This is a genomic window from Pseudodesulfovibrio portus, assembly GCF_026000375.1.
GTDB lineage: Bacteria > Desulfobacterota > Desulfovibrionia > Desulfovibrionales > Desulfovibrionaceae > Pseudodesulfovibrio > Pseudodesulfovibrio portus.
On sequence record NZ_AP026708.1, the window covers coordinates 1,885,281 to 1,905,465 of the forward strand.

The following is a 20,185-nucleotide window of genomic DNA, read 5'->3' on the forward strand; positions in this document are numbered from 1 at the left end:
GGCATTCTATGGAACTGACCTTTCTCGTAGACAACAATTCGCTGGTGGGCACCCAGTTTCTGGCGGAACCGGCGTTATCCATGTTCATCCGGGACGGAAAGACGCGGGTGCTCTTTGACGCGGGCTATTCCGACGCTTTCCTGAAAAACGCCCAGCGCAAGAACATCGACCTGCTGCACCTGGACTGGATCGCGCTGTCCCACGGCCATTTCGACCACACCTGGGGGTTGGACATCCTGATCCGGCATTACTTCGAGGCCGCAGTGCACAAGCAGGCCAATTCGCGCCCCGTGCTGGTGGCCCACCCCAAGGCGTTCACTTCCAAACGCAAGGACGCGGTTCCCGAACTGGGCATGCTGTTGGCCGAGGAAAAGCTGTCTGCGCAGTTTGACCTGACCCTGACGGACCAGCCGGTATGGCTTTCCAAGCGGCTGGCAACGCTGGGTGAAATTAAACGGGTAACGGACTTCGAGCCGCCCGCCCCCCTTGGCGAACGCAACGAGGAAAACGGCTGGGTGGAGGACGACCTGCCGGACGACACGGCCATGGCCTATGTCTCGGACACGGGTCTGGTGGTCATTGCGGGCTGCGCCCACGCAGGCATCTGCAACACGGTGGAACAGGCAAAGCGGGTGACGGGCGTGGACAGCGTGCGCACGGTCCTCGGCGGCTTCCACCTGCAAAAGGCCAAGCCCGAACGGCTGGACCCGACCACTGACTACCTGGCCGCCCTCGACCTTGAGGCGCTCTACTGCTGCCACTGCACCGACCTGGCGGGCAAAATAGCCCTGGCCAGGAAATGCCCGGTCAAGGAAGTGGGTTCCGGGCTGACGCTTGAATTCTAAGAAACGAACTTCCCCCTTCCATCGAATCTGTATTGCAAAATCCCTTTATTTCAAGCCCACCCAAAAGGGGCCTCCCCGAAGAGGAGGCCCCGACTGGAGTGTGGAATGTGCCTGTTTTCGTTTTCGTTGTCCCTAGGTTCCGCTGACCACCGTGACCACGCCGTCAGTGTTGGTGGCCACCAGCATGTCCACGGCCGCAGCCATGTCCGCGCCGGTGCAGGCGATGATGATGTCGCCGGTGTCCAGGGTGTAGTCCACCGCAGCCTCGTCAAAGTAGCCGGAACCGGTCACGGACGCCACGGCGTCCTCGGTGCGGTAGAGGAACAGCTGCTGGCCGGGAACCCCGCCCATGAGCCGCATGTCTTCGCTGTTGTATGCCATTTCGTATTACTCCTTGTTGTTTTTTGATCAAATCCCTGTCCTGGGAGGAAGCGTGCTTTCAGCGCAGCTCTCCCGAATCGGTTAGAGAATCACCGCGTCGTCGTCGCACATGATCTCGATGACGCCGTCCGGGTCGATGAGGCAGGCACCGGCGGACAGCATGTGGTCCACCAGGTGGGCGGCCTTTTCCGGCACCCAGTCCACGAACGCCTGGACCTTCTGGCCCTCGGCCAGGCCCGCGGCGTTGCGGTGGTAGATGAAGCACTTGCGGGAGCCCGCGTCCACGGGCAGCCCGGTGTGGAACATCCAGGTGATGCCCAGCCAGGTGCGGGACTCGGTGCCCTTGAGCCAGGGGTACTGTTCACCCGCGTAGTCGCTGGACTTGAACTCCTGGATGTTGAGCAGCTCGTTCCACTGGTGCGGACCGACCAGGGCGAAACGGTGGCCGTCGTCGGGCACGTCGTTGGCGTTGAGGGTGCCGAAGGCCTGGAGGATCTTGTCCTTGGTCAGGCCGGCCTCGGCTTCGGCCACCACGTTGGAGGCGCCGTCGAGCTTGGTGATGATCAGTTCGTCGATCTTGCGCCCAAGCGCCCAGGCACCGGCATCGGCGGCCACCTGCTTCTCGTCGCTCTTGTCCTTGAGCTCGTCGAGCTTGTCGACGTACTCGGCGGCGTACCAGTCGGACAGGGTGCAGGACACGTTGGAGTGGTTGAGGTTCATGAGCGGCACGTTGCCGTGGCGGGTCTTCTTGCCCGCCGCGCCCTTGCCGACCTTCTGGAAGACGCACTTGGAGCCTTCCACGCCTTCCTGGAGGCGGACGGTGTGGCGCAGTTTGGAGCCCCGGCCCTGATAGGCCTGGTGCACCATTTCCACATATTGGGTGACAAACCCGTTGCTGACGGTCGTGGACATTGAGTTCTCCTTTGTCCGTTGAGGATTGTACAGGCCGGGTATCCGAGCTGTGTCCTGTCAACGGGTGTCCGCGACCGAAAATGAAACCGCTTCACTTTCGTCCGCCGGGCCGTCTGGAGACCTCCGGGCCGGGTGAGAGGACCCTACCACGGGTTTTCCGCAAAACCGGGTTTTGTCAAAGAATGTATAGTGAAAACAGGCTATAGGATAAAATTAGCACTTGACATGGGTGGTCGGAAACAGGCTCCGCGACCCTACAGCCGGATGACGAGAGGATGGGGGACCGGAGGCGGCCTAAAACGTCATGCCCACGGCGCGCACCGGGCACCCGTCCCCGTCCTTCAGCCGCAGGGGCAGGCAGGAGAACACGAAGTCCTGGAGCGGCAACTCGCCGAGGTTGGTCAGGTTTTCCACGATGACCAGGCCATGGTCGAAGAGGATATGGTGCGCGGGCAGTTCATGGGACCGGACCGGGTCCGGGGACGGGGTGTCCAGGCCGATGCCCTTCAGACCCAGGCCGCCGAGGAACCGGGCACCGGTTTCGGTCAGGACCGGGAATTCGCCCTGATAATAGAGGTCGGTCTTCCAGTGGCGGTCCCAGCCCGTCCGCAGCAGGACGAAGTCGAGGCCGTCGATGTCCGCGAGACGGGCGAGGTCGGGCTGGTCGATGCGCGGGGCAGGAAGGGAGGTCAGGTCCACCACGGCCGCCCAGCCCGTGAAATTGTCCGGGCCGAGCCAGTCCAGGCCGGGGGCGTCCGCAAAGAGATGGGCCGCGCAGTCCACGTGGGTGCCGGTGTGGGAGCTCATGGCCACGGCCGTCTGGGCGAACCCGTCACGGTTGACGAAGTGGGTCCGCCGCAGGTTGGGCGACTGGTCGCCGGGAAAGACCGGCATGCCGGTATGGATCGTGTGGGTGAGGTCGATGGTCTGCATGGCGTCCTCAGATGCTGTAGAGATTCATGTTCGGGCGTTTGACCAGCCGCATGCCGGGCTTGAGGTGGGCCTCGGCCACGGCGCGGACGTCGTCCATGGACTTGGCCCCAAGGAACTTCGATTGCAGGCTGTGGCCGAAGGTGAAATTGGCCGCGAAATAGATGGTGAAGAGCTTGTACCGCTTGAGGGCGTGAATGGGGTCGAACTGCTCGTCCAGGACATCGGCCAGCCGCAGGGCGTAGTCGCAAAAACAGGTGTCCGTGGGAACGTATCCGGCGGTCCACTCGGCGAACAGCCAGGGGCGGGCCACACCCATGCGGCCAACGGAAACACCGTCGCAACCGGTGGTCTGCAGCATGTCCAGGCAATCCTTGGGCGTAACCACATCCCCGTTGCCGAAAACCGGGATGGACACGGCTTCGGCAATGGCGGTGATGTGTTCGCGCACCGAAGGCCGGGTGCGTTTGTCCGGGGCCACCCTGGGGTGAAAGACCAGGCAGTCCACGCCAGTGGACTCGAAATTTTTGGCCAGGGCCACGGCGGGCCCGATATCCGGGGTCCAGCCGGTGCGGAACTTGACGAAGACCGGGATGGACACGGCCTTGCGCACCGCCTCGGCCACGGCCAGGGCACCGCCGGACTCCTTGAGCAGGGCCGCGCCCGACTCGCGCTTGATGATGCCCGGCGCCGAGCACCCCATGTTGATGTCCACGCCGAAGAAGCCTTCCTTCTCCACGCGCCGGGCCGCCGGAACCAGGTCCTCCGGGGTCGCGCCCGCGATCTGGCAGACCAGGCGCGGAAGCTCCTCCTCCCGCCAGCGAAAAACCGTGGACACGCGCGGGTTCTCCGTGGGCACCGCCCTGGACATGCACATCTCGGTGAACATCAGACCGCACCCGCCGTATTCGTCCAGGACCTGGCGAAAGGCCGCATGGCTCAGCCCGGCCATGGGCGCGAGCCACAGCCGGTTGGCAACGGACCTGTTGCCGATGGACAACGGCCGGTTGAGCAGCCCGGAAAGGGTGTTCAGGGAATCGAAGGACATGGGGGTTACAGGCCCAGTTCCGCAGCCAGTCGCTCGGCCTGTCGGAGGTCGTCCGGGGTGTTGACGTTGAAGAAGGACACCTGGTCCGGATCGCCGGGCAGGAGGCGGGCGATGGGCACCTCCTTTACCGCGACATGGTCGAAGAAACGGATGATCTTGAAATCCTCCTGCCTGAGCTGGGCCTCGATGAAGGGCAGGCAGCGCTTGGAATAGACCGCGCACAGCGGCTCGCGGTAACCGTCCTCCTTGAGGGGGATGATCACGTCGACCTCGGGCTCGACCTCGGCCAGCAGCCGCTCCACCAGCCCGGGCTGCAGGAACGGATCGTCGCAGGCCGCGAAAAAGCCATAGGAGGCCTTCATGGCGTCCAGTCCGGCGTGGATGCCGGTCAGGGAGCTGCGCGCCTCGAACCGGTCCTCGGCCACCGGGAATCCGTAGGCCGCGAAATCCGCCGCCTCGCGGGCCGAGATGACGATCTCGGTGAACAGGGGGCGGTACACGGCCAGCAGCCGGTCCAGGACGGTCCTGCCCCCGACCTCGAGGAACGCCTTCTTCACGTGCCCCATGCGGGTGCCGAGTCCCCCGGCCAGTATGATGCCTGCGATGTCCATGGGCGCAGATTAGAACAAGCCACGGCAAATGGAAAGGGTCCACAAACGGGCGCAACCCGTGTATGCTCGCCCCATGTGGACGGCAGCAACCATCGCGGGCGCACTCGCCCTGCTCTACGGCTCCCTGGTCGCCTGGGTGTACATCTCCCAGCCCAAAATGCTCTATTGCCCCCGGAGGGAGCTGGTCTCCACCCCTGCCGACGCCGGTCTGGCCTACGAGGACGTGTACCTGACCACCGCGTCCGGCACCGCCATCCACGCCTGGTGGCTGCCCCACGAGCAGCCCCGGTTCACCCTGCTTTTTTCCCACGGCAACGGCGGCAACATCTCCCACCGGCTGGAATCCCTGCGCATCTTCCATGATCTCGGGCTGTCGGTCCTGATCTACGACTACTCGGGATACGGGCGAAGCCAGGGAGTCCCCGGCGAAGAGGCGACCAGGGCGGACGCACGGGCGGCCTGGGAGTGGCTGGTCGCCGAACGGCTCATGCCCCCCGGCTCGATCATCCTGTTCGGGCGCAGCCTGGGAGGAGGCGTGGCCGCAGATCTGGCCCGGCACCTCTGCACGCACAACGCGACGCCCGCCGGGCTGATCCTCGAATCCACCTTCACCTCGGTGCCCGACATGGGCGTACACCACTACCCGTGGCTGCCCGTGCGCCGACTGGCCCGTTTTCATTACGACAGCGAAAACGCATTACGAAACGTCACACTCCCGGCCCTGTTCCTGCACAGCCGGGACGACGACATCGTTCCGTTCGCCCTGGGCAAGCAACTCCACGACGCCTATGGCGGCCCCAAATCCTTCCTGGAGCTTCTCGGCGACCACAACACCGGGTTCCTGTCCACAGGGCAGGCGTACGTGGACGGGCTGGACCGCTTCCTGTCCCTGCTGGAGCAGCCGCCGGGCCCGGAGGCCGGGCAATGACCGAGTCACGACTCCTGCTGCTGGCGGACGCGGTCCTGGCGGTCCACGTCCTGATCGCGGCCTTCAACGCGTTCAGCCTGCCCGTGATCTGGCTGGGCGCATGGCGCGGCTGGCGGTTCGTGCGCAACCCGTGGTTCCGCTTCTCGCACGTGGGGCTGATGGGCTTTGTGCTGGCCGAGACCGTGGCCGGGCGGCTCTGCCCCCTGACCGTCTGGGAGGGGGTGCTGCGCAGGGCGGGCGGCCAGGGCTGGGCCAGGCAGGGCCAGTCCTTTATCGGGTACTGGGCGGGCAAACTCCTTTTTCACGACTTCAGCCAGCTCCAATTCGGCGTGGCCTACGGACTGTTCTTCGGCCTGATCCTCCTGACCCTGTTCCTGGTGCCGGTCCGCCGGAGGGGGAAAATCCTGCCGGATATGACGAAAGAAGAAAAACCATAATGCTGAAATAATTGATTTTTTAAAGTGTCGCACGGGATTTGCTGTTCTCCATGCCAGCTGCAAGGAGGAACCACATGCCAGCCATCGAATCCATACGGATACAGGAATCCCCCGCCGGTGAGGACCGGATACGGGAACTCAAGGCCCGCGCCGCCGAGGCCCTGGACAATGCCATGAACGTGGTCACCGAGAACCTGGGCCGCGCCGAGGCCGTCGAGGCCAGGGAATCCCTTGCCGAGATGGACACCGCCCTGGCCGCTCAGGAAGCCCCGGCTCACCGCCTGGACCTGGCCCGGGTCATGGACCTCATCGCCGACCCGTTCGAAGACGATTAGAACCACCCGCAGTCCTTCTTCCCGCATCAATCGGACAGGCCTGAAATCGGCGTGTTCGCCTTTGCGCTTGCTTTTTTTCCGATACTGCAATACATTATCATAATTGGACCTTTTCTTTTTCCGCTGTCCCTGCGCGGTGACTCCGTCCCCTCCTGTAAAAATCTTCGTTTTTATCTCCAGCCGTGGCCGATAGTTGCGGCTGCCGAGTCGGTTTTTCCGCCCCGACCCCTTGCCCTGTTTTTTGGGGAAGCGTATAAAGGAGTCAAAGGCTGGAATCCTTCGCCAAGGAGGAAAACAGACAACCTCAGCGGAGGGTGGGAGGAAATAGATACCGAGTTCTTCCTTGACAGATCTGGCGAATCGAGTCGCCCTACTCCCAGAAAGAGCAATGTGCGCCATCAATAAACGCACCAGGCCGTCATAAAGTGTATATTTTGAAATGTCTGGCCCTGGTACCAAGCCGGAGAATCCGGCAGGGCGCACTTTTTTTGCCCAATCGACCGGACGGTCCCGCTTGACACTCCGCCGAAAATATGGAGTAGCTTAAGCATGGCAGACTGCGTTTCGTTTATCCCGCATCCGACACCCGCCACACCGGACACGCTATGACAGGCTCCGCACGCACCAAGGAACTGTTCCGCCTCATGAAGGAATCCGGCATCGACGACGACCCCGACTGGATGGCCGTGGTTCTGTTCATCCGCAACCTGCTCCCCCGGCTGACCATTTACACGGACGAGAAGAAAGCAGAAATCCAGCAGGAAATCCGCGAACAGCTCCTGGCCGGGGACTTTTCGGAAAAGCGGTTCGAGACCATCCTGGCCATGCTCGAAATGTACATCATGCAGAACATCGGCACCCTGGAGCTGGAAGCGGCCCTGACCAGCGAAAAGCGGTCCGCGTCCCAGCTCGTCAACGAGATGGCCGTGATCATCTCCTCCATGCAGGGCGTCAACGAGCGGCAGGCCGACCGGCTGGGCACCTTCGAGGAAGACACCGTGGACATCATCCAATCGGGCTCGAAACGATCCATGATCGTGTCCGGGGTCCGGGGCATGTTCCAGGAACTGATCCAGGAATTCGAGACCGAGGCGTCCGAGCTGAACGCCAAGGCCTCCTATTTCGAGCGGACCGCCAACTTCGACCCCCTGCTCTCCGAATTGTACAACCGACGCGCCTTCGACAACTACATCGAAGAGGCCGTGAAAGGGAGAAAGCAGGGAGACCCGCCCCTGTCCATGATGATGATCGACGTGGACCATTTCAAGAAGGTCAACGACACCTACGGCCACCAGACGGGCGACGACGTGCTGCGCGCCCTGGCCCGGATCATCTCGGCCCACGCCTCCCTCTACGCCGGTTTCGCGGCCCGGTACGGCGGCGAGGAGCTGGTCCTCGTCATGAAGAATATGAACCTCGACACCGCCGCCATCAAGGCCGAGGCCATCCGCTACGACGTGCAGAACTACGGCTTCCGCGCCCGGGAAAACGGTCGGTTCTCCGACGACACCCTGCAGTTCACCGTGTCCATCGGCGTGGCCCAATGGCAGGAGGGATGGTCCGCCTCAAAGCTGATCGACGCTGCGGACACGGCCCTTTACCAGGCCAAGAACTCCGGACGGAACAGGGTCTGTTCCGCCAAGGACCAATGACTTTCGCACGCAACAATACCATGACCTTGCGCCTCCTGCTCCTGCTCGCCCTCCTGGGTTTGCCCTCCCCGGCTTTGTCCGCCGGCATCCTGCTCCTGCACGGCCTGGACTCCCCCACGCCGTGGACGGACGCCGTGGCCGCCGGAGCGGCGGGGGAAGCGGGCAGCGGGGCGAGCCTGAACCATGCGTATCTCGGCGGGCCGTCCGTGGACGAGGACACGATCGACGCCGTCGCCCAAAGGCTCAAGGAAACGCTCAACCCGGCAGCCCGCGTGGTGATCGCCACGGACGAGACCGCCGGGGCCTTTGCGGGCAAATACCGGGAGGAACTCTTTCCCGGCGCCGCCGTGGTCCTCACCGGACCGGGCCAGATCGATCCCGGCGGGCCGGCCCTGTGCGGCAACTGCGTGGCCCTGCCCCTGGAGGCCGACCTGGATGGGACCCTGGACCTGATCTTCGACCTGCGGCCCGAAACCCGGCTGGTCATAGGCATCAGCGACAGCTCGCCCCGGGGCCTGGCAGCCAGAGCGGCCCTGGAACGGGCCATGAAACGGCGTGAAGAGAAAACGGCTCTGATCTTTCCCGGCCATGAACCGGGCGACGACGAGGGGCTGGATATCGACAGGCTGGGGCAGGTCCTCGGCGGCATGCCCGGCCGCTCCGTGGCCGTCCTTCTTTGGTACGGGGAGGACAACAAGGGTCTCCCGGTCTCGGACCGGCAACTGGCGGACCTCTTCCGGGCGCACATCAACTCGCCGATCTTCGTGCTCACCGATGCGGTCCTCGGGTCCGGCGTGGTCGGGGGCATGCTGGCAACCGGCAGGGATACGGGGCGGTACGCGATGCGGACGGCCAAACGCATCCTGGCCGGGGAACCGGCGCGGGAGATGCTGCCGGAGCCGGTGCCCGCCACAGTCGTGCTCGACGGCCTGGCCCTGGCCCGATTCGGCATGACTCCCATGGAGGGAGCCACCGTGGTCAACGCGCCCGGCACGCCCGGCGGGTCCGACGAAATCGCCACCGGCTTCGCACCCACGGCAGCGGCGGGCCTGCTGGCGTTTGCCGTGCTGTTCTTTCTGCTCAGACGCTACAGGCAGAAGATGTAGGTCACGTCCACCAGTATCTGCACCGTGGCCGCAGTGGCTGCAATAAGGGCCATGCAGCGGGTGGAGCAACGCGCGTGGTTGCGGATGGCGTCCAGCCTGGCGGCATAGAACTCGGGCGTGTATTTCTTGTGTGCATACCAAAGCATGATACGGTCCTCCCTTGGAGTCTTCCGATTACCAAATCAACATGGCGGGGCCATGACCGATGTATGGCGATTGGATCACGGGAACCCTATGCGGCGGCCTCCAGGGTTTCAGCCTGCCCGCCATGACGGACGTCCACGGCCAGGATGCCCACGATCTCGCCGGATGCGTCCCTGATGGGCGAGGAGACCGTCAGGCAGTAGTCCTCGATGGCTTCCGAATAGTAGATGTTGGAGATGTAGGTTTCCCCGGTCCGGATAGGTTCCCGGAACCACTCCCGATGCGACCAGTCCGTGCCCACGCCGCCCTGTGCCTTGCCGACGGCCCCGTTGTGGGCCACGGCGAACGCCGTGGCCTGGATACCCTCGGTATCCGTGATCCAGGCCATTTCCAGGCTCGGGTTGCCCAGCACGACCCTTTCCAGCACGGCGAACCGCTTGAGCTTGTTCCGGGAAACCAGGTCCGGGGTTTTGGCCAGGGCGGCCACCTTTTTCTGGACCGTGCCCTCGCCGAGCAGCATGAACAGCCCGTACAGCTTGGACAGGGTCTCGATCTGCCCGGTCAACTCGGCGATGGCCCCGCTGGTCTGGCCGACGGCCCCGGCGGTCTTGCCGGATACGGCGTCCACCTCGCTGACGGCCTTGTTGATCTCCTCGCCGGCGGCGGACTGCTGCGTACTGGCCGAGGCGATGGCCTGGACCTGGCGGATGGTGGCGTCGAAGAACTCCATTATCTCGTTCAGGGCCTGCCCCGATTCTCCGGCCAGGTCATTGGCGATCTCCACCCGTTCGGCGGCCTTGTCCATTTCGGAGATGTTGTCGCGCACGTCGGCCTGGATGCCGGAGATGGACGAGCCCACCTCGCGGGTGGCGTCCATGGTCTTCTCGGCCAGCTTGCGCACCTCGTCGGCGACCACGGCGAAACCGCGCCCGGCCTCGCCCGCCCTGGCCGCCTCGATGGCCGCGTTGAGCGCCAGCAGGTTGGTCTGGTCCGCGATGTCGGAAATGACGTTCATGACCTTGCCGATGGAGTCCGCCTTGGACCCGAGGGCGGCCACCTTGTCCTTGAGCTGCGCGGTGATGGCATGCACGTCGCCGATGGACTGCACGGTCCTGCGCACCACCTCGGAGCCCTCCTCGGCGCGGTGACGGGCCTCCTGGGAATCCTTGAAGGCCACCTCGGCGTTGGCCGCCACCTCCCGGATGGACTCGGCCAGTTCGTCCATGGACGCGGCCGTGGACTCCACCCGGACACTCAGGCTGTTGGCCCCTTCCAGAATGCGGTCGGATTCCGTATTGACCGTGGCCGAGGCCTCCTTCATGCCCGCGACCACGGATTCCAGCATCCCGGCTGCCTGGAGCATGCCCTCGCGCTGGGACCTGGCCGCGTCGCTGCGCGCCTTTTTCTCGTGCTCGGCGCGGATCACGGCCTCTTCGGCCTCTGCGGCGCGGACCTCGGCCAGCTTTGATGCGGCCTCGGCCTCCTGCATCTTGTCCGCCAGGATGCGGACCATCTGCTCGATGGCCACGGTCACCTGCCTCAGCTCGCCCTGAAACCGGCCCGGCTCGGCGTTGAAATCGCCACCCGCCACCCGGCCCGCATACCCGCGCAGCCTTTCAAGGGGCTTGAGCAGGGAGCAGCGCAGAAAGACGAGCGTCACCAGGATGATGGCCGCCACGGACGAGGCCCCCACCACGTAGGCGGCGTTTTCCAGCTGCCTGACCGGGTCCAGGGCCTCGGAGGCGTCGATCTTGGCCACCAACCCCCAGGACGTGTCGCCCGCCATCACGGGCGCATAGGCGGCCAGGACTTCCCGGCCCCGATAGTCCAGTGACTCCATGGAACCGACCTGGCCGGAAAGGGCCTTGGCCAGCGGCGCGGTATCCAGCCGCCCGATGCGCGCCGACCGGAAGGAGGCCTCCACGCTGTGGGCCTCGGGATCGGAAAACAGGTCGGACCGCATCAAGCCGTCCTGGCCCACCAGGTAGGCCTCGCCGGACTCGCCCATTCCCGCCCGGGCGCTCATGACCTCGTTAACGGACTGGGTGGGAATGCGCAGCATGGCCACGCCCTCGATCTCCTTGCCGTAACGGCGGATGGGCGCGGCGATGAAGGCGCACGGAAGCCCGTCGAGGGGCTCGTAGGGATGGTAATCCACGATCACGGTCTCGCCCTTGAGCGCCCGTTTCCAGGCCCCGGCCAACCGGCTGGCGGACAGGACCCCCTTGGCCAGGTCCTCGCCCAGCTCCCGGCCCCGGGCCGCAGTGAAGACGATGCGCCCTGTATCGTCGACCAGCAGGACGTCCGCATAGCCCCGGACCTTGAGCCACGGCAGGAACTCCGGGCTCACCCGGTCCACGGCATGGGCGAAATCCTCGTTGGTCACGTCCATGCGCTTGCCGGGCTTGGCCTCGTAAAAAATGATGTCCCGCAGCCGGACGAGGGCGCTGTATACGTAACGCGCCTCGGAGAACATGGTGATGTCCTTGTCCCACCCTCTGGTCAGGCTGTGGAGGTCGTGCAGCTTGGCCTCCCGGAGCGAAACGAGCTGGCTGAATGCCTGCTCCTTGAGGCTCTCGGACGCCGTGTTCAAACTGTAACCGGCCATTCCCGCCAGCGGCAAGATGCCGATAAGCAGGCAAAATATGAGTATCTTCACGCTCAGTTTCATGACTCCCCCTTAGGATGAGAGGGAATCCTAGCCCTGCGCCCAAACGAAACGACCCCATTTGTTACAGCCAGGCAACAACGGCGCAAAGATTGGCCGACGTTTCTGTGACAAAAAAACGGCAATGATTATCAGTAGTTGAAAATCAACCACCCAGGACGACATAGAGAACGGCCAGGGCCCAGAAAAGGGCGCAGGCGGTGGCGGTGACGGGAATCATCCACCATTTGAGCTGCACGGGCCTGCCCTGGATGGTGAAGGCGCCGCAGCAACGGAACAGGGAAAGAACCATCTGCGCCAGCAGACCGGACGCGGCCAGGGCGGGCAGGGCAATGACCCACAGGACGGGGTCGGAAATCCAGTCCGAACGCATGGGTCAGCTCATGACCCACTCGGCCAGAAGCGGCGGCCTGGACAGTCCGCGAATCTGCCCGAACCGGCACAGGGCGGTCAGTTCCACGCCGTTCTTGATGATGGACACGGGACGGTCGGCGGACACGACCACCACCACGATGTCCTCGTGTTCGGCGGTGAACCGGAGGGCGGAGTTGAAACGCGCTCCGCGCGCCCTGTTTTCGCCCGGCACGCTGCGGCCGTCCATGAGGCAGCCGAAGCCGTGCAGCTTGAGGTCGCGGCATAGGTGCAGCGCGCCGTCGAGCTTGGCCAGGGAGCAGGCGAGCTTGAGCTGGCTGGACTCCTGCAGGTCGAGGGGCTCCTCGAAGTGCTGACCCGACATGGAGAGGCGGTCCATGCCGGTGTCGATGACCAGGGTGCAGCCGTGCTTGCGGTCACGAACCCTGTTGACCATCAGGGACACGATCTGCATCAGCGAGTGCTGCTTCTCCATATCCATGTCCGTTTCCAGGAGCTGTTCCTCGAGCTGGACCAGGTTGGCGCGCAGGTTGGAAGAATGAAACCGCCCGTCCGCGAAGCTGCACACCAGGTCGTCCTTGATCCACAGGAACCCGTGGGTGCCCGAGAACTGGGCGGCCAGGTACGCGCCCGGCATGGGACCGATGGCGATGCCGAGCACCGTGGACCCGTCCGACACGAGCACGCGCCCGGAATCCTCCACGGCCTGCAGGAGCTTGCGCACGTGCTTGGTGTCCGCCAGCCTCGGCTGCTCGTGGAGAGGGAACCGGCACACGAGGCGCACCTGGTCGAGCTGGCTGGGCTCCACCACCACCATGCGGCCGCGCGGCCACGCCCCCTCCTCCTTGGTGGAGGACACGCCGATGATGGCGTCCAGAAACGGGTAGACGCGGATTTGGGTGTCCAGCCACCCCAGCCGGGACCGCTCGTCAACGATGAAATCCCTGATGGCGTGGGTGGCGCAGTGCTGAAGCATGAACCCGGCGGTATCCAGGTTCATGACGTTGCAGGTCTCGAAATTCTGGGAGATCAGCTCTGCGGCGTATTCCAGCCAGTTGCGGGTCGGCCCGAGCGAGCACATGTCCGGGTGCTCCTCGGTAAACCACATCTGGTAGTGCATGGGCCGGGAACGCGCGCCCTGGTTGATCAGGCCCGCCAGGTCCAGGCCCGCCTCCTCCTGCCGGATGATCTCCAGCTCCTGATGCGACGGCGGTCGGCCCCGCCATTTGGACGAGTACAGGTAGTAATCCCTGAGCTTTGGCTCGTGGCCCTCCAGCAGGTCCTGCGGGTCCCATATGCGCGGCGGCGAATCCGGCTTGCGCGCATAGATCAACGCCGCACGGCTCTGCTTGGAAAAATTCGACAAGCCCTCTCGCAGGCCATCAAGAATATGGAAGATACAGACACTCTCGAATGAAGCTTCTGACATACGGCCCCCGCGTTCCAAATCTCACAATCTCCGTGAACGTATGTCAAAAGTCTCGACAATGTCCAGAGTTCTTGGTCCCCGGCTTGCGACAGCTGCCCATCTGCGCCACTTTCCCAAGTCCCGCAGTGCCGGAGGAGAATGGCCTTCGTTCAATACGATTGCGGGCTGACCGCTGTCGGGCGACCCTGCCGCCCGAATCGAACACGGCCTTTGGGGCAGCGGGCCCTCGCGCTTTCGGGACTCTCGCCGGGCCTTTATTTCCGGCCTGCGGCCAGGACGTCGGCCAGCTCGCGGACCACACCCTGGCCGCCCGGAGCCTGGGTGATGTAGTCGGCCAGGGCCAGGATGGAGGGGTGGGCGTCTGCGGGCGCGACCTTGAACCCGGCCAGGCCCATGGCGTCGGCGTCGTTAACGTCGTTGCCCACGAACAGGATGCCGCCCACGGAGATGGACCGTTTCTCGGCCAGCTCGATGAGGGCCGAACCCTTGTCGCGGATGCCGTGGATGGCTTCGAGGTGGATCTTGTCGGCCCGGGCCTTGACCACGGGATTGGCTTCGGTGGAAAGGATGACCTGCTCCAGGCCGAGGTCTCGGATCATGCCCACGCCCAGGCCGTCGGAACGATTGGCGCGCACGGACTCGCGCCCGTCCTGGTCCACGGACACCCGGTTGTCGGTCATGACGCCGTCGAAGTCGTAGACCACGAGCCTGATCTTGTGGACGTCGGCCAGCCCGCGCCGGGCCAGGGAGAGCATCTCGCCGTCCGGGCCGAGGTAGAGGGGGGTATCGCCCATGAGCTTTTCCGCCCGACCGCCGCCATGGCTGAGAATGGCGTCCACGGCCTTGTCCACGTCCGGCACCTCAACGGTGACGATGACGCACCCGCCGGCCACGGTGTCGGCCACTTCGACCAGCCGCAAGGACTGGCCGAACGGCCCCAGGAGCAATCCGCCCCAGGCCGGGGTGAATCCGAGGGCCCGTTCATAAAACCGGGCGGACTTGTCTACATTCCTGACCAGCAGGGTCACGGGCGGATAGGCGGCCATACCAACTCCTTTGCAATCAGTGGTTTGCCGGGCAGAATACCCTGCCTCACGCCCTGGCGCAACCAATTGCAGGGCAGACCGCCCGCACTCCAGCCCATTGTCCCCGCCCGGTGACGGCATCTGTTGTGCCGGGAGAGGGGTCACTTGTGAATATTTCCACTAATATCAACAAAATTTCAGCGGGTTAGCTCTTTCTTTAAGAACATCTACTATTCCCACACCATCCAATTTCTCTAAACTTTTTCTAGAAAAACTTTAAATCACTGAGAAGAGGTCTGAACGTCACATCCCGCCGTCAGCCGCGACAATGCCCTTTTTTTCAGCGCGCTTGCGCTCCTTGCGTTCCTTGCGGCGCATGAGCAGGTCCCATTCCAGCGGCATGACCACCAGGGTCAGGGCCGTGGCCACGCACAGGCCGGTGACGAACGTGGTGGCCATGGTGCCCCAGACAACGGAGTAGTAGGGGATGCCCATGGCCATGGGCAACAGGCCCAGGGTGGTTGTCAGGGTGGTCATGAGAATCGGCCGCAGCCGGATGCGTACGCCCTCCCGGATGGCCTCGGCGCGCGAACACCCCTGGGCATAGAGCCGGTTTATGAAGTCCAGGAGGACCAGCGAGTCGTTGACCACCACGCCGGTCACGCCAACCGTGGCGATAAAGCTGTTCACCGTGAACAGGGAGCGGGTGACAAAGGTGCCTAGGACCACGCCTATGAGGGCGAAGGCCACGGCGGACAGGATGACTGCGGGCTGGGTGTAGGACTGGAACTGGCAGGCCAGGATGGTGTACATGATCAGAATCGCTATGCAAAACGCATACATGAGCGAGGTGAACGACCGCCCGGTGGACTCGAATTCCCCGGCAAAGCTCAGGGTTGCGCCCGGGTACTTGTGGGTGATGGTTCGGTAGTAGCTGTTCACGGCGTGGACCACGCTGGCCGGGCTGACCGGCGCGCCCGGGGTGATGTTGGCGGTCAGGGTGATGGCCCGCTGACCCTGGAACCGGTTGAGCTGGCCCGGTTCGCGGTAGGTCTCCACCTCCACCAGATCGCCCACCCGCACCGCACCCTGGTCGTTCTCCAGGATGGGTATGTCCAGGGCGTCCTCGGGCTGGGCCAGGAACCGCTTGTCGATCATCAGCTTGAGGTCGATGTCCTCGTCGGCGGCCCGGAACTTGCCCACGAACCGGCCATCCAGGATGGAGCCCGCCAGCCCTACCACCCGGGCCGGGGTCAGGCCGAACTCGGCGGTCCGGCCCTGAATGGCGCTGAACCGGAAAACCCGGTTGTCTGTGCCGGTATCCCCTGTGAAATCGACAAGGTAGGGAGACAGTTCGGGATTGTTCCGAATCCAGCCGTGGATGTCCTTCTGCAGGGCCAGAACCGATTCCTGGTCCGGGCCGAGAACGCGGATGTTGACGTCCTTGCCTGCGGGCGGGCCGCCCTTTTCCGCCCAGATGTGCAACCGCCAGCCCGACTGGGCGAACGGGGCGAGCTTCTTGCGCACCACGTTCAGGAACACCTCGGGGTCGTTGTCCGGGTTGTCGATCATCTCCCGGTCCGCCTGCTCGGGCAACTCCACGATGACGATGGCCCGGTTGGAGCCGAACACGTTCTCGTAGTCCTCGTTGATATCCATGCCGCCCAGGCCGGAGCACGACTTGGTGGTGCCCGGCCCCAGGCTCATGAGAAAGCTGGATATCTCCTTGGCCTTGGCCGAGGAGGTTCGGACGTCCGTGCCCACCGGGCCTTCCATGGACACGTAATACAAAGTGTATTCATCCGGGAAGAACTTGATGCGCAGGAGCGGCATGACGCCGGACACGGACACGCTGAGGATGACCAGCGCCATGATGAAGGCGCCGCCCACGCACAGCATGGTCTTCCACTTGTGGCGCAGGGTAATCCGCAGGACCCGGTCCGTGAACCGCCTCAGGTGAACCAGGAACCTGGGATCGGGCCGGACCGCGTGTTCGCGCGCCTTTTCCTTGAGTTTTTCCGCGCCCGGCCAGTCCAGGAAGTGGGGCGGCAGGATGAGCAGGCACTCGATGAGCGAGGCCATGATGGCGAAGCTGACCGCCTTGGGCACCAGGGCGAAGAACTCGCCGGTGGAGCCGGTCATGATCAGCATGGGCAGGAACGCGGCCACCGTGGTGGAGGTGGCCGCCAGCACGGGCAGGAAGACCTCGCTGGTGCCGGTGACGACCGCCCGCCTGAGGTCCTTGCCGTCCTGGACGTGGCGATAGACGTTCTCCACCACCACGATGGCGTCGTCCACGATGATGCCGCTGACCAGGACAAAGGAAAAGAGCGTGATTTCATTGATGGAGTTGTCGGTAAGCCACATGATGATCATGGTCACCAGAAAGGAGAAGGGCACGCCCACGCAGGTCAGCATGGCGTTGCGGAAGCCCATGACCATCCAGATGCAGCCGCAGACCAGGACGATGCCCACCAGCAGGTTGGAACCGAGCGTGCTGATGTTCTCGCGCACGTTGACCCGCTGGTCCTGGGTCATGACCGCTTCCACGCCTTCCACCCTGAGGATTTCGGCGAATCCGGCCACCACCTTTTCCACCCCGGCCCCGATGTCCAGGGCGTTGCCCTCCGGGGTCTTGATGATCTTGACCGAAACCGAGTCCTTGCCGTTGACCGAGGAGATGATCACCGGGTCGCGGTAGCCGATGCCCGCATGGCTGAGCACGTCGCCCACGGTGACGAAGGAGCCGTCCAGGTCGCGCCGGACGATGACCGAGGCGATCTCGTCCCTGGACCGGAACTTCTCGTCGGCCACGATGACGTACTCACCGGAATCACTGATGAAATCGCCCGCCGGGACAGACACGTTGGCCCCTTCAAGCGCCTGGCCCACCTCGTCGAAGGTCACGCCCAGCCGCTTGAGCTTGCCCGGGTCCAGGGCGACGTGGAACTCGCGCGGGTCCTCGCCGTCGATCTGCACCTCCTTGACGCCGGGGATGCGCTGCAGGGGAATCTTCATCTCCTCCGCCATGAGGGTCAGGGCCCGGTTGGACCGGTCCCCGACGAGGTTGACGGATATGGCCGGCAGCCACTCGCTGACCCGGATGACGGTGAAGGAGGGCGGGTCCATATCGTCCGGCAGATCGTTCTGGATGGACAACACCTTGAAGCGCAGTTCGTCATACAAAGTGTCGTAATCGGTGTCGTCGATGAACTTGACCAGCACCGAGGAACGCTGGCGGAAGGAGCGGGAGCGGATGAACTCCACGTTCTCCAGGTCCTCCAGGGCGTCCTCGATCTTGCGCGTGACCAGGGTCTCCACCTCGTCCGGGCTGGCCCCGGGCAGGAAGCCGGAGATGATCACCTTGCCCATGCGCACGTCAGGGTACCGCTCCACCGGCAGGTCGAGGACGCAGAAAACGCCCACCACCATGAGCACGACAAAGACCAGGTTTACCAGGACCTTCTGCCCCAGTGTCCAACTGATGAGACTCTCGACGGGCGTGTTTTTGCGCATGATTCGTCTCCGCGCCTACGGCTTGAGCAGGAAGGTGTCGCCGGGATGGACGTCTTCCGCAGTGACCCGGCGCATGTCGTTGTCCGCGATGCCGAGCAGCACCACGCGCACGCGCTTGCCGTCCGGGGTCATGAGAAAGTGTTCTTCGTAGGCCTTGATCAGCGCCGACCCGGGCACGACCACGGCCCCGCCGGGGTCGGGCAGATCGATGGTCAATTCGGTGCGCAGGCCGCCACGGAATTGGAAATCGCCCCGGCTTATTTCCAGGTCCACGTTGATCTTGCGGGTCTCCTCGTCAAAGCCCGGCGACACGCGGGCCACCTTGGCCTGGATGGTCTTGCCCATATCCGCGAGGCGCAGGGGAACGACGTCGCCCATTTCCTTGAGCGCGCCGTATTCCTGGCTGGACAGGGCGAACGGCACCAGGAGCACGTCGAAACGGCCCAACTCGGCCACCTTTTCTCCGGTGGTGATCCACTCGCCCGGCTCGATGTACCGGGTGACCACCTTCCAGCCCGTGGGGCCTGTCAGGGTAAACCGCTTGAGGCGCTCCATGAGCACCCGTTCCTCCACCTGCTTGGCCCGAAGCTGCTGCAGGGCGGACTGGTGGGCGCGGACATTGGAATCCAGGGTGGATTGGGCTGCGGTCTTGGTCTTGACCAATGCCTGGTAGCGTTCCATTTCCTTGCGGCTGTAGTCCAGATCGGACTTGAGCCGCTGCTGGTCCGTGCGGTTGGTGGCCAGGTCCAGCTTGATGAAGGTGGTGTCGAGCCGCGCGAACACGCCGTCCTGCCCCAGGGTGTCTCCCACGTCCGCATTGACGGACTGCACCCGTCCCGACTCCTCGGAGACCAGGGTCATGGAATTGCGCGCCCGGGTGAACCCGGTCAACACGGACCGCCGGGCCGCAGACCGGGCCACAAAAGTCTCCTTGGAACCGGGAGGTTGGACCGCCGGGGGCTCCACGTCGGGAATGCTGGCCTCGGCCTTTTCCACCAGGCCGCTGCCCGGCACGGACTGATCGGACGATTCGTCGCCGCCCAGCCCGTCGTTGCCGCATCCGGTCAGACAGATCATCAGGATTATGATCGAAAATATTCGTTTCATGGCTTTTCCGCCTTTGTTGCGCCGTATTATTGTTCGGCCGTCTTCACGCCGGGACGCATCCAGAAATCCAGGATGGCGTCCAGCAACGGGTCCACGTCCCCGTCACCCTTGAGCACGTCCACCTGTCCTGTGCTCATGAGGTGGGCCAGGCCGTGCACGCCGGACCACATGCCGAAAACCACCGTGTCCACGCGCACGTCGCCGAAGTAGCCGGTGGCGATGCACTCCTCGACCGTGTCCTTGAAATTGTTGAAGGAGGCCATGGAGCTGGCCGCCCACTCCCCCTCCAGGTCCACCTGCTCGCAGCTGGTGCTGAACATGAGGTGGTAGTATTCCGGTTCGCTCAGGGCAAAACGGATGTACGCCCTGCCGCCTTCCCGCAATCGCTCCATCGGGTCGGGATAGGCTTCCTTGCCCATCTCCTGGCGACGGACATACCGGGCGAACCCCTCCTCGCGCAGTACGGACAGAATCTCGCGCTTGTTGGCGAAATATCGGTAGATGGCCGCCGGGCTGTATTCGATCCTGGCCGCGATCATGCGCATGGACACATTGTCGAATCCCTCTTTCACGAATAGCTGCTTGGCCGCGTCCAGGATGCGGTGCCGCATCCTTTCCTTGTCCCGCTCGCGCCGTTTTTTGGTACTCATGAATCCCCCGCTAGCAAACAACGTTCATTTTGTAAACACTGTTCGCAATTTGTCACGACTTGTCACACTATCTATTCGAACGCCTGCCC

Annotated in this window: 19 protein-coding genes; 6 read left to right on the top strand and 13 right to left on the bottom strand. The window is 63.9% G+C overall.

The window, feature by feature from the left end; all coding sequences use genetic code 11:
- The first annotated feature begins 8 nt into the window (after positions 1 to 8).
- Complete coding sequence (locus tag OO730_RS09070) at positions 9 to 845, top strand: MBL fold metallo-hydrolase (RefSeq protein WP_264981129.1); 837 nt, start codon at positions 9 to 11, stop codon at positions 843 to 845.
- A 132-nt stretch (positions 846 to 977) separates the two neighbouring features.
- Here the strand turns inward: OO730_RS09070 and OO730_RS09075 are convergent, their stop codons facing one another.
- From OO730_RS09075 to mobA, 5 genes are all read right to left on the bottom strand, one after another.
- Positions 978 to 1,226: a hypothetical protein gene (locus OO730_RS09075; RefSeq protein ID WP_264981130.1), complete on the bottom strand. Its 249-nt coding sequence runs from the start codon at positions 1,224 to 1,226 to the stop codon at positions 978 to 980.
- 81 nt (positions 1,227 to 1,307) lie between these two features.
- Positions 1,308 to 2,138 (bottom strand): phage capsid protein, encoded by an 831-nt coding sequence (locus OO730_RS09080; RefSeq protein WP_264981131.1) that lies wholly within the window; start codon positions 2,136 to 2,138, stop codon positions 1,308 to 1,310.
- A gap of 294 nt (positions 2,139 to 2,432) precedes the next feature.
- Complete coding sequence (locus tag OO730_RS09085) at positions 2,433 to 3,071, bottom strand: cyclase family protein (RefSeq protein ID WP_264981132.1); 639 nt, start codon at positions 3,069 to 3,071, stop codon at positions 2,433 to 2,435.
- Between the two features lie 7 nt (positions 3,072 to 3,078).
- On the bottom strand, positions 3,079 to 4,116 hold the full coding sequence (locus tag OO730_RS09090; RefSeq protein WP_264981133.1) for a tRNA dihydrouridine synthase: 1,038 nt from the start codon (positions 4,114 to 4,116) through the stop codon (positions 3,079 to 3,081).
- A 5-nt stretch (positions 4,117 to 4,121) separates the two neighbouring features.
- Positions 4,122 to 4,727 carry a molybdenum cofactor guanylyltransferase gene (gene mobA, locus OO730_RS09095; RefSeq protein ID WP_264981134.1) on the bottom strand — a complete coding sequence of 202 codons (606 nt, stop codon included), beginning with the start codon at positions 4,725 to 4,727 and terminating at the stop codon, positions 4,122 to 4,124.
- Positions 4,728 to 4,800: 73 nt separating this feature from the next.
- Between mobA and OO730_RS09100 the strand changes: the two genes are divergently transcribed.
- From OO730_RS09100 to OO730_RS09120, 5 genes are all read left to right on the top strand, one after another.
- Positions 4,801 to 5,655, top strand: coding sequence for an alpha/beta hydrolase (locus OO730_RS09100; RefSeq protein ID WP_264981135.1), 855 nt, complete (start codon positions 4,801 to 4,803; stop codon positions 5,653 to 5,655).
- Entirely contained in the window at positions 5,652 to 6,092 is a 441-nt protein-coding gene (locus OO730_RS09105; RefSeq protein WP_264981136.1) for a DUF2784 domain-containing protein, read from the top strand. Before OO730_RS09100 ends, OO730_RS09105 begins: the two co-directional genes overlap by 4 nt.
- A 74-nt stretch (positions 6,093 to 6,166) precedes the next feature.
- The gene (locus tag OO730_RS09110) at positions 6,167 to 6,427 is read left to right on the top strand and encodes a hypothetical protein (protein ID WP_264981137.1); all 261 of its coding nucleotides are present in this window, start codon (positions 6,167 to 6,169) and stop codon (positions 6,425 to 6,427) included.
- Positions 6,428 to 7,032: 605 nt separating this feature from the next.
- A complete protein-coding gene (locus OO730_RS09115; protein WP_264981138.1) occupies positions 7,033 to 8,079 on the top strand; it encodes a GGDEF domain-containing protein in 1,047 nt (348 codons plus the stop codon).
- A complete protein-coding gene (locus OO730_RS09120; RefSeq protein WP_264981139.1) occupies positions 8,076 to 9,185 on the top strand; it encodes a hypothetical protein in 1,110 nt (369 codons plus the stop codon). The genes OO730_RS09115 and OO730_RS09120 overlap by 4 nt, the downstream gene beginning before the upstream one ends.
- Here the strand turns inward: OO730_RS09120 and OO730_RS09125 are convergent.
- The 8 genes from OO730_RS09125 to OO730_RS09160 form a co-directional block, all read right to left on the bottom strand.
- Positions 9,167 to 9,331 carry a hypothetical protein gene (locus OO730_RS09125; RefSeq protein ID WP_264981140.1) on the bottom strand — a complete coding sequence of 55 codons (165 nt, stop codon included), beginning with the start codon at positions 9,329 to 9,331 and terminating at the stop codon, positions 9,167 to 9,169. The two genes, OO730_RS09120 and OO730_RS09125, sit on opposite strands and share 19 nt — an antisense overlap.
- A gap of 86 nt (positions 9,332 to 9,417) precedes the next feature.
- Positions 9,418 to 12,000 carry a methyl-accepting chemotaxis protein gene (locus OO730_RS09130; RefSeq protein WP_264981141.1) on the bottom strand — a complete coding sequence of 861 codons (2,583 nt, stop codon included), beginning with the start codon at positions 11,998 to 12,000 and terminating at the stop codon, positions 9,418 to 9,420.
- Positions 12,001 to 12,142: 142 nt separating this feature from the next.
- Positions 12,143 to 12,370 (bottom strand): competence protein ComEC, encoded by a 228-nt coding sequence (locus OO730_RS09135; protein WP_264981142.1) that lies wholly within the window; start codon positions 12,368 to 12,370, stop codon positions 12,143 to 12,145.
- 3 nt (positions 12,371 to 12,373) lie between these two features.
- Entirely contained in the window at positions 12,374 to 13,798 is a 1,425-nt protein-coding gene (locus OO730_RS09140; protein WP_264981143.1) for a DNA integrity scanning protein DisA nucleotide-binding domain protein, read from the bottom strand.
- Positions 13,799 to 14,052: 254 nt separating this feature from the next.
- Complete coding sequence (locus OO730_RS09145) at positions 14,053 to 14,844, bottom strand: HAD hydrolase family protein (protein ID WP_264981144.1); 792 nt, start codon at positions 14,842 to 14,844, stop codon at positions 14,053 to 14,055.
- Between the two features lie 282 nt (positions 14,845 to 15,126).
- Complete coding sequence (locus OO730_RS09150) at positions 15,127 to 18,339, bottom strand: efflux RND transporter permease subunit (protein ID WP_264981145.1); 3,213 nt, start codon at positions 18,337 to 18,339, stop codon at positions 15,127 to 15,129.
- A gap of 15 nt (positions 18,340 to 18,354) precedes the next feature.
- A complete protein-coding gene (locus OO730_RS09155; RefSeq protein ID WP_264981146.1) occupies positions 18,355 to 19,446 on the bottom strand; it encodes an efflux RND transporter periplasmic adaptor subunit in 1,092 nt (363 codons plus the stop codon).
- A 26-nt stretch (positions 19,447 to 19,472) separates the two neighbouring features.
- Positions 19,473 to 20,096 (bottom strand): TetR/AcrR family transcriptional regulator, encoded by a 624-nt coding sequence (locus OO730_RS09160; protein WP_264981147.1) that lies wholly within the window; start codon positions 20,094 to 20,096, stop codon positions 19,473 to 19,475.
- Positions 20,097 to 20,185 lie beyond the last annotated feature (89 nt).

Coding starts and splice junctions, on each gene's coding strand:
- OO730_RS09070 (WP_264981129.1), top strand. CDS start 9: ATGGAACTGACCTTTCTCGTAGACAACAATTCGCTGGTGGGCACCCAG.
- OO730_RS09075 (WP_264981130.1), bottom strand. CDS start 1,226: ATGGCATACAACAGCGAAGACATGCGGCTCATGGGCGGGGTTCCCGGC.
- OO730_RS09080 (WP_264981131.1), bottom strand. CDS start 2,138: ATGTCCACGACCGTCAGCAACGGGTTTGTCACCCAATATGTGGAAATG.
- OO730_RS09085 (WP_264981132.1), bottom strand. CDS start 3,071: ATGCAGACCATCGACCTCACCCACACGATCCATACCGGCATGCCGGTC.
- OO730_RS09090 (WP_264981133.1), bottom strand. CDS start 4,116: ATGTCCTTCGATTCCCTGAACACCCTTTCCGGGCTGCTCAACCGGCCG.
- mobA (WP_264981134.1), bottom strand. CDS start 4,727: ATGGACATCGCAGGCATCATACTGGCCGGGGGACTCGGCACCCGCATG.
- OO730_RS09100 (WP_264981135.1), top strand. CDS start 4,801: ATGTGGACGGCAGCAACCATCGCGGGCGCACTCGCCCTGCTCTACGGC.
- OO730_RS09105 (WP_264981136.1), top strand. CDS start 5,652: ATGACCGAGTCACGACTCCTGCTGCTGGCGGACGCGGTCCTGGCGGTC.
- OO730_RS09110 (WP_264981137.1), top strand. CDS start 6,167: ATGCCAGCCATCGAATCCATACGGATACAGGAATCCCCCGCCGGTGAG.
- OO730_RS09115 (WP_264981138.1), top strand. CDS start 7,033: ATGACAGGCTCCGCACGCACCAAGGAACTGTTCCGCCTCATGAAGGAA.
- OO730_RS09120 (WP_264981139.1), top strand. CDS start 8,076: ATGACTTTCGCACGCAACAATACCATGACCTTGCGCCTCCTGCTCCTG.
- OO730_RS09125 (WP_264981140.1), bottom strand. CDS start 9,331: ATGCTTTGGTATGCACACAAGAAATACACGCCCGAGTTCTATGCCGCC.
- OO730_RS09130 (WP_264981141.1), bottom strand. CDS start 12,000: ATGAAACTGAGCGTGAAGATACTCATATTTTGCCTGCTTATCGGCATC.
- OO730_RS09135 (WP_264981142.1), bottom strand. CDS start 12,370: ATGCGTTCGGACTGGATTTCCGACCCCGTCCTGTGGGTCATTGCCCTG.
- OO730_RS09140 (WP_264981143.1), bottom strand. CDS start 13,798: ATGTCAGAAGCTTCATTCGAGAGTGTCTGTATCTTCCATATTCTTGAT.
- OO730_RS09145 (WP_264981144.1), bottom strand. CDS start 14,844: ATGGCCGCCTATCCGCCCGTGACCCTGCTGGTCAGGAATGTAGACAAG.
- OO730_RS09150 (WP_264981145.1), bottom strand. CDS start 18,339: ATGCGCAAAAACACGCCCGTCGAGAGTCTCATCAGTTGGACACTGGGG.
- OO730_RS09155 (WP_264981146.1), bottom strand. CDS start 19,446: ATGAAACGAATATTTTCGATCATAATCCTGATGATCTGTCTGACCGGA.
- OO730_RS09160 (WP_264981147.1), bottom strand. CDS start 20,096: ATGAGTACCAAAAAACGGCGCGAGCGGGACAAGGAAAGGATGCGGCAC.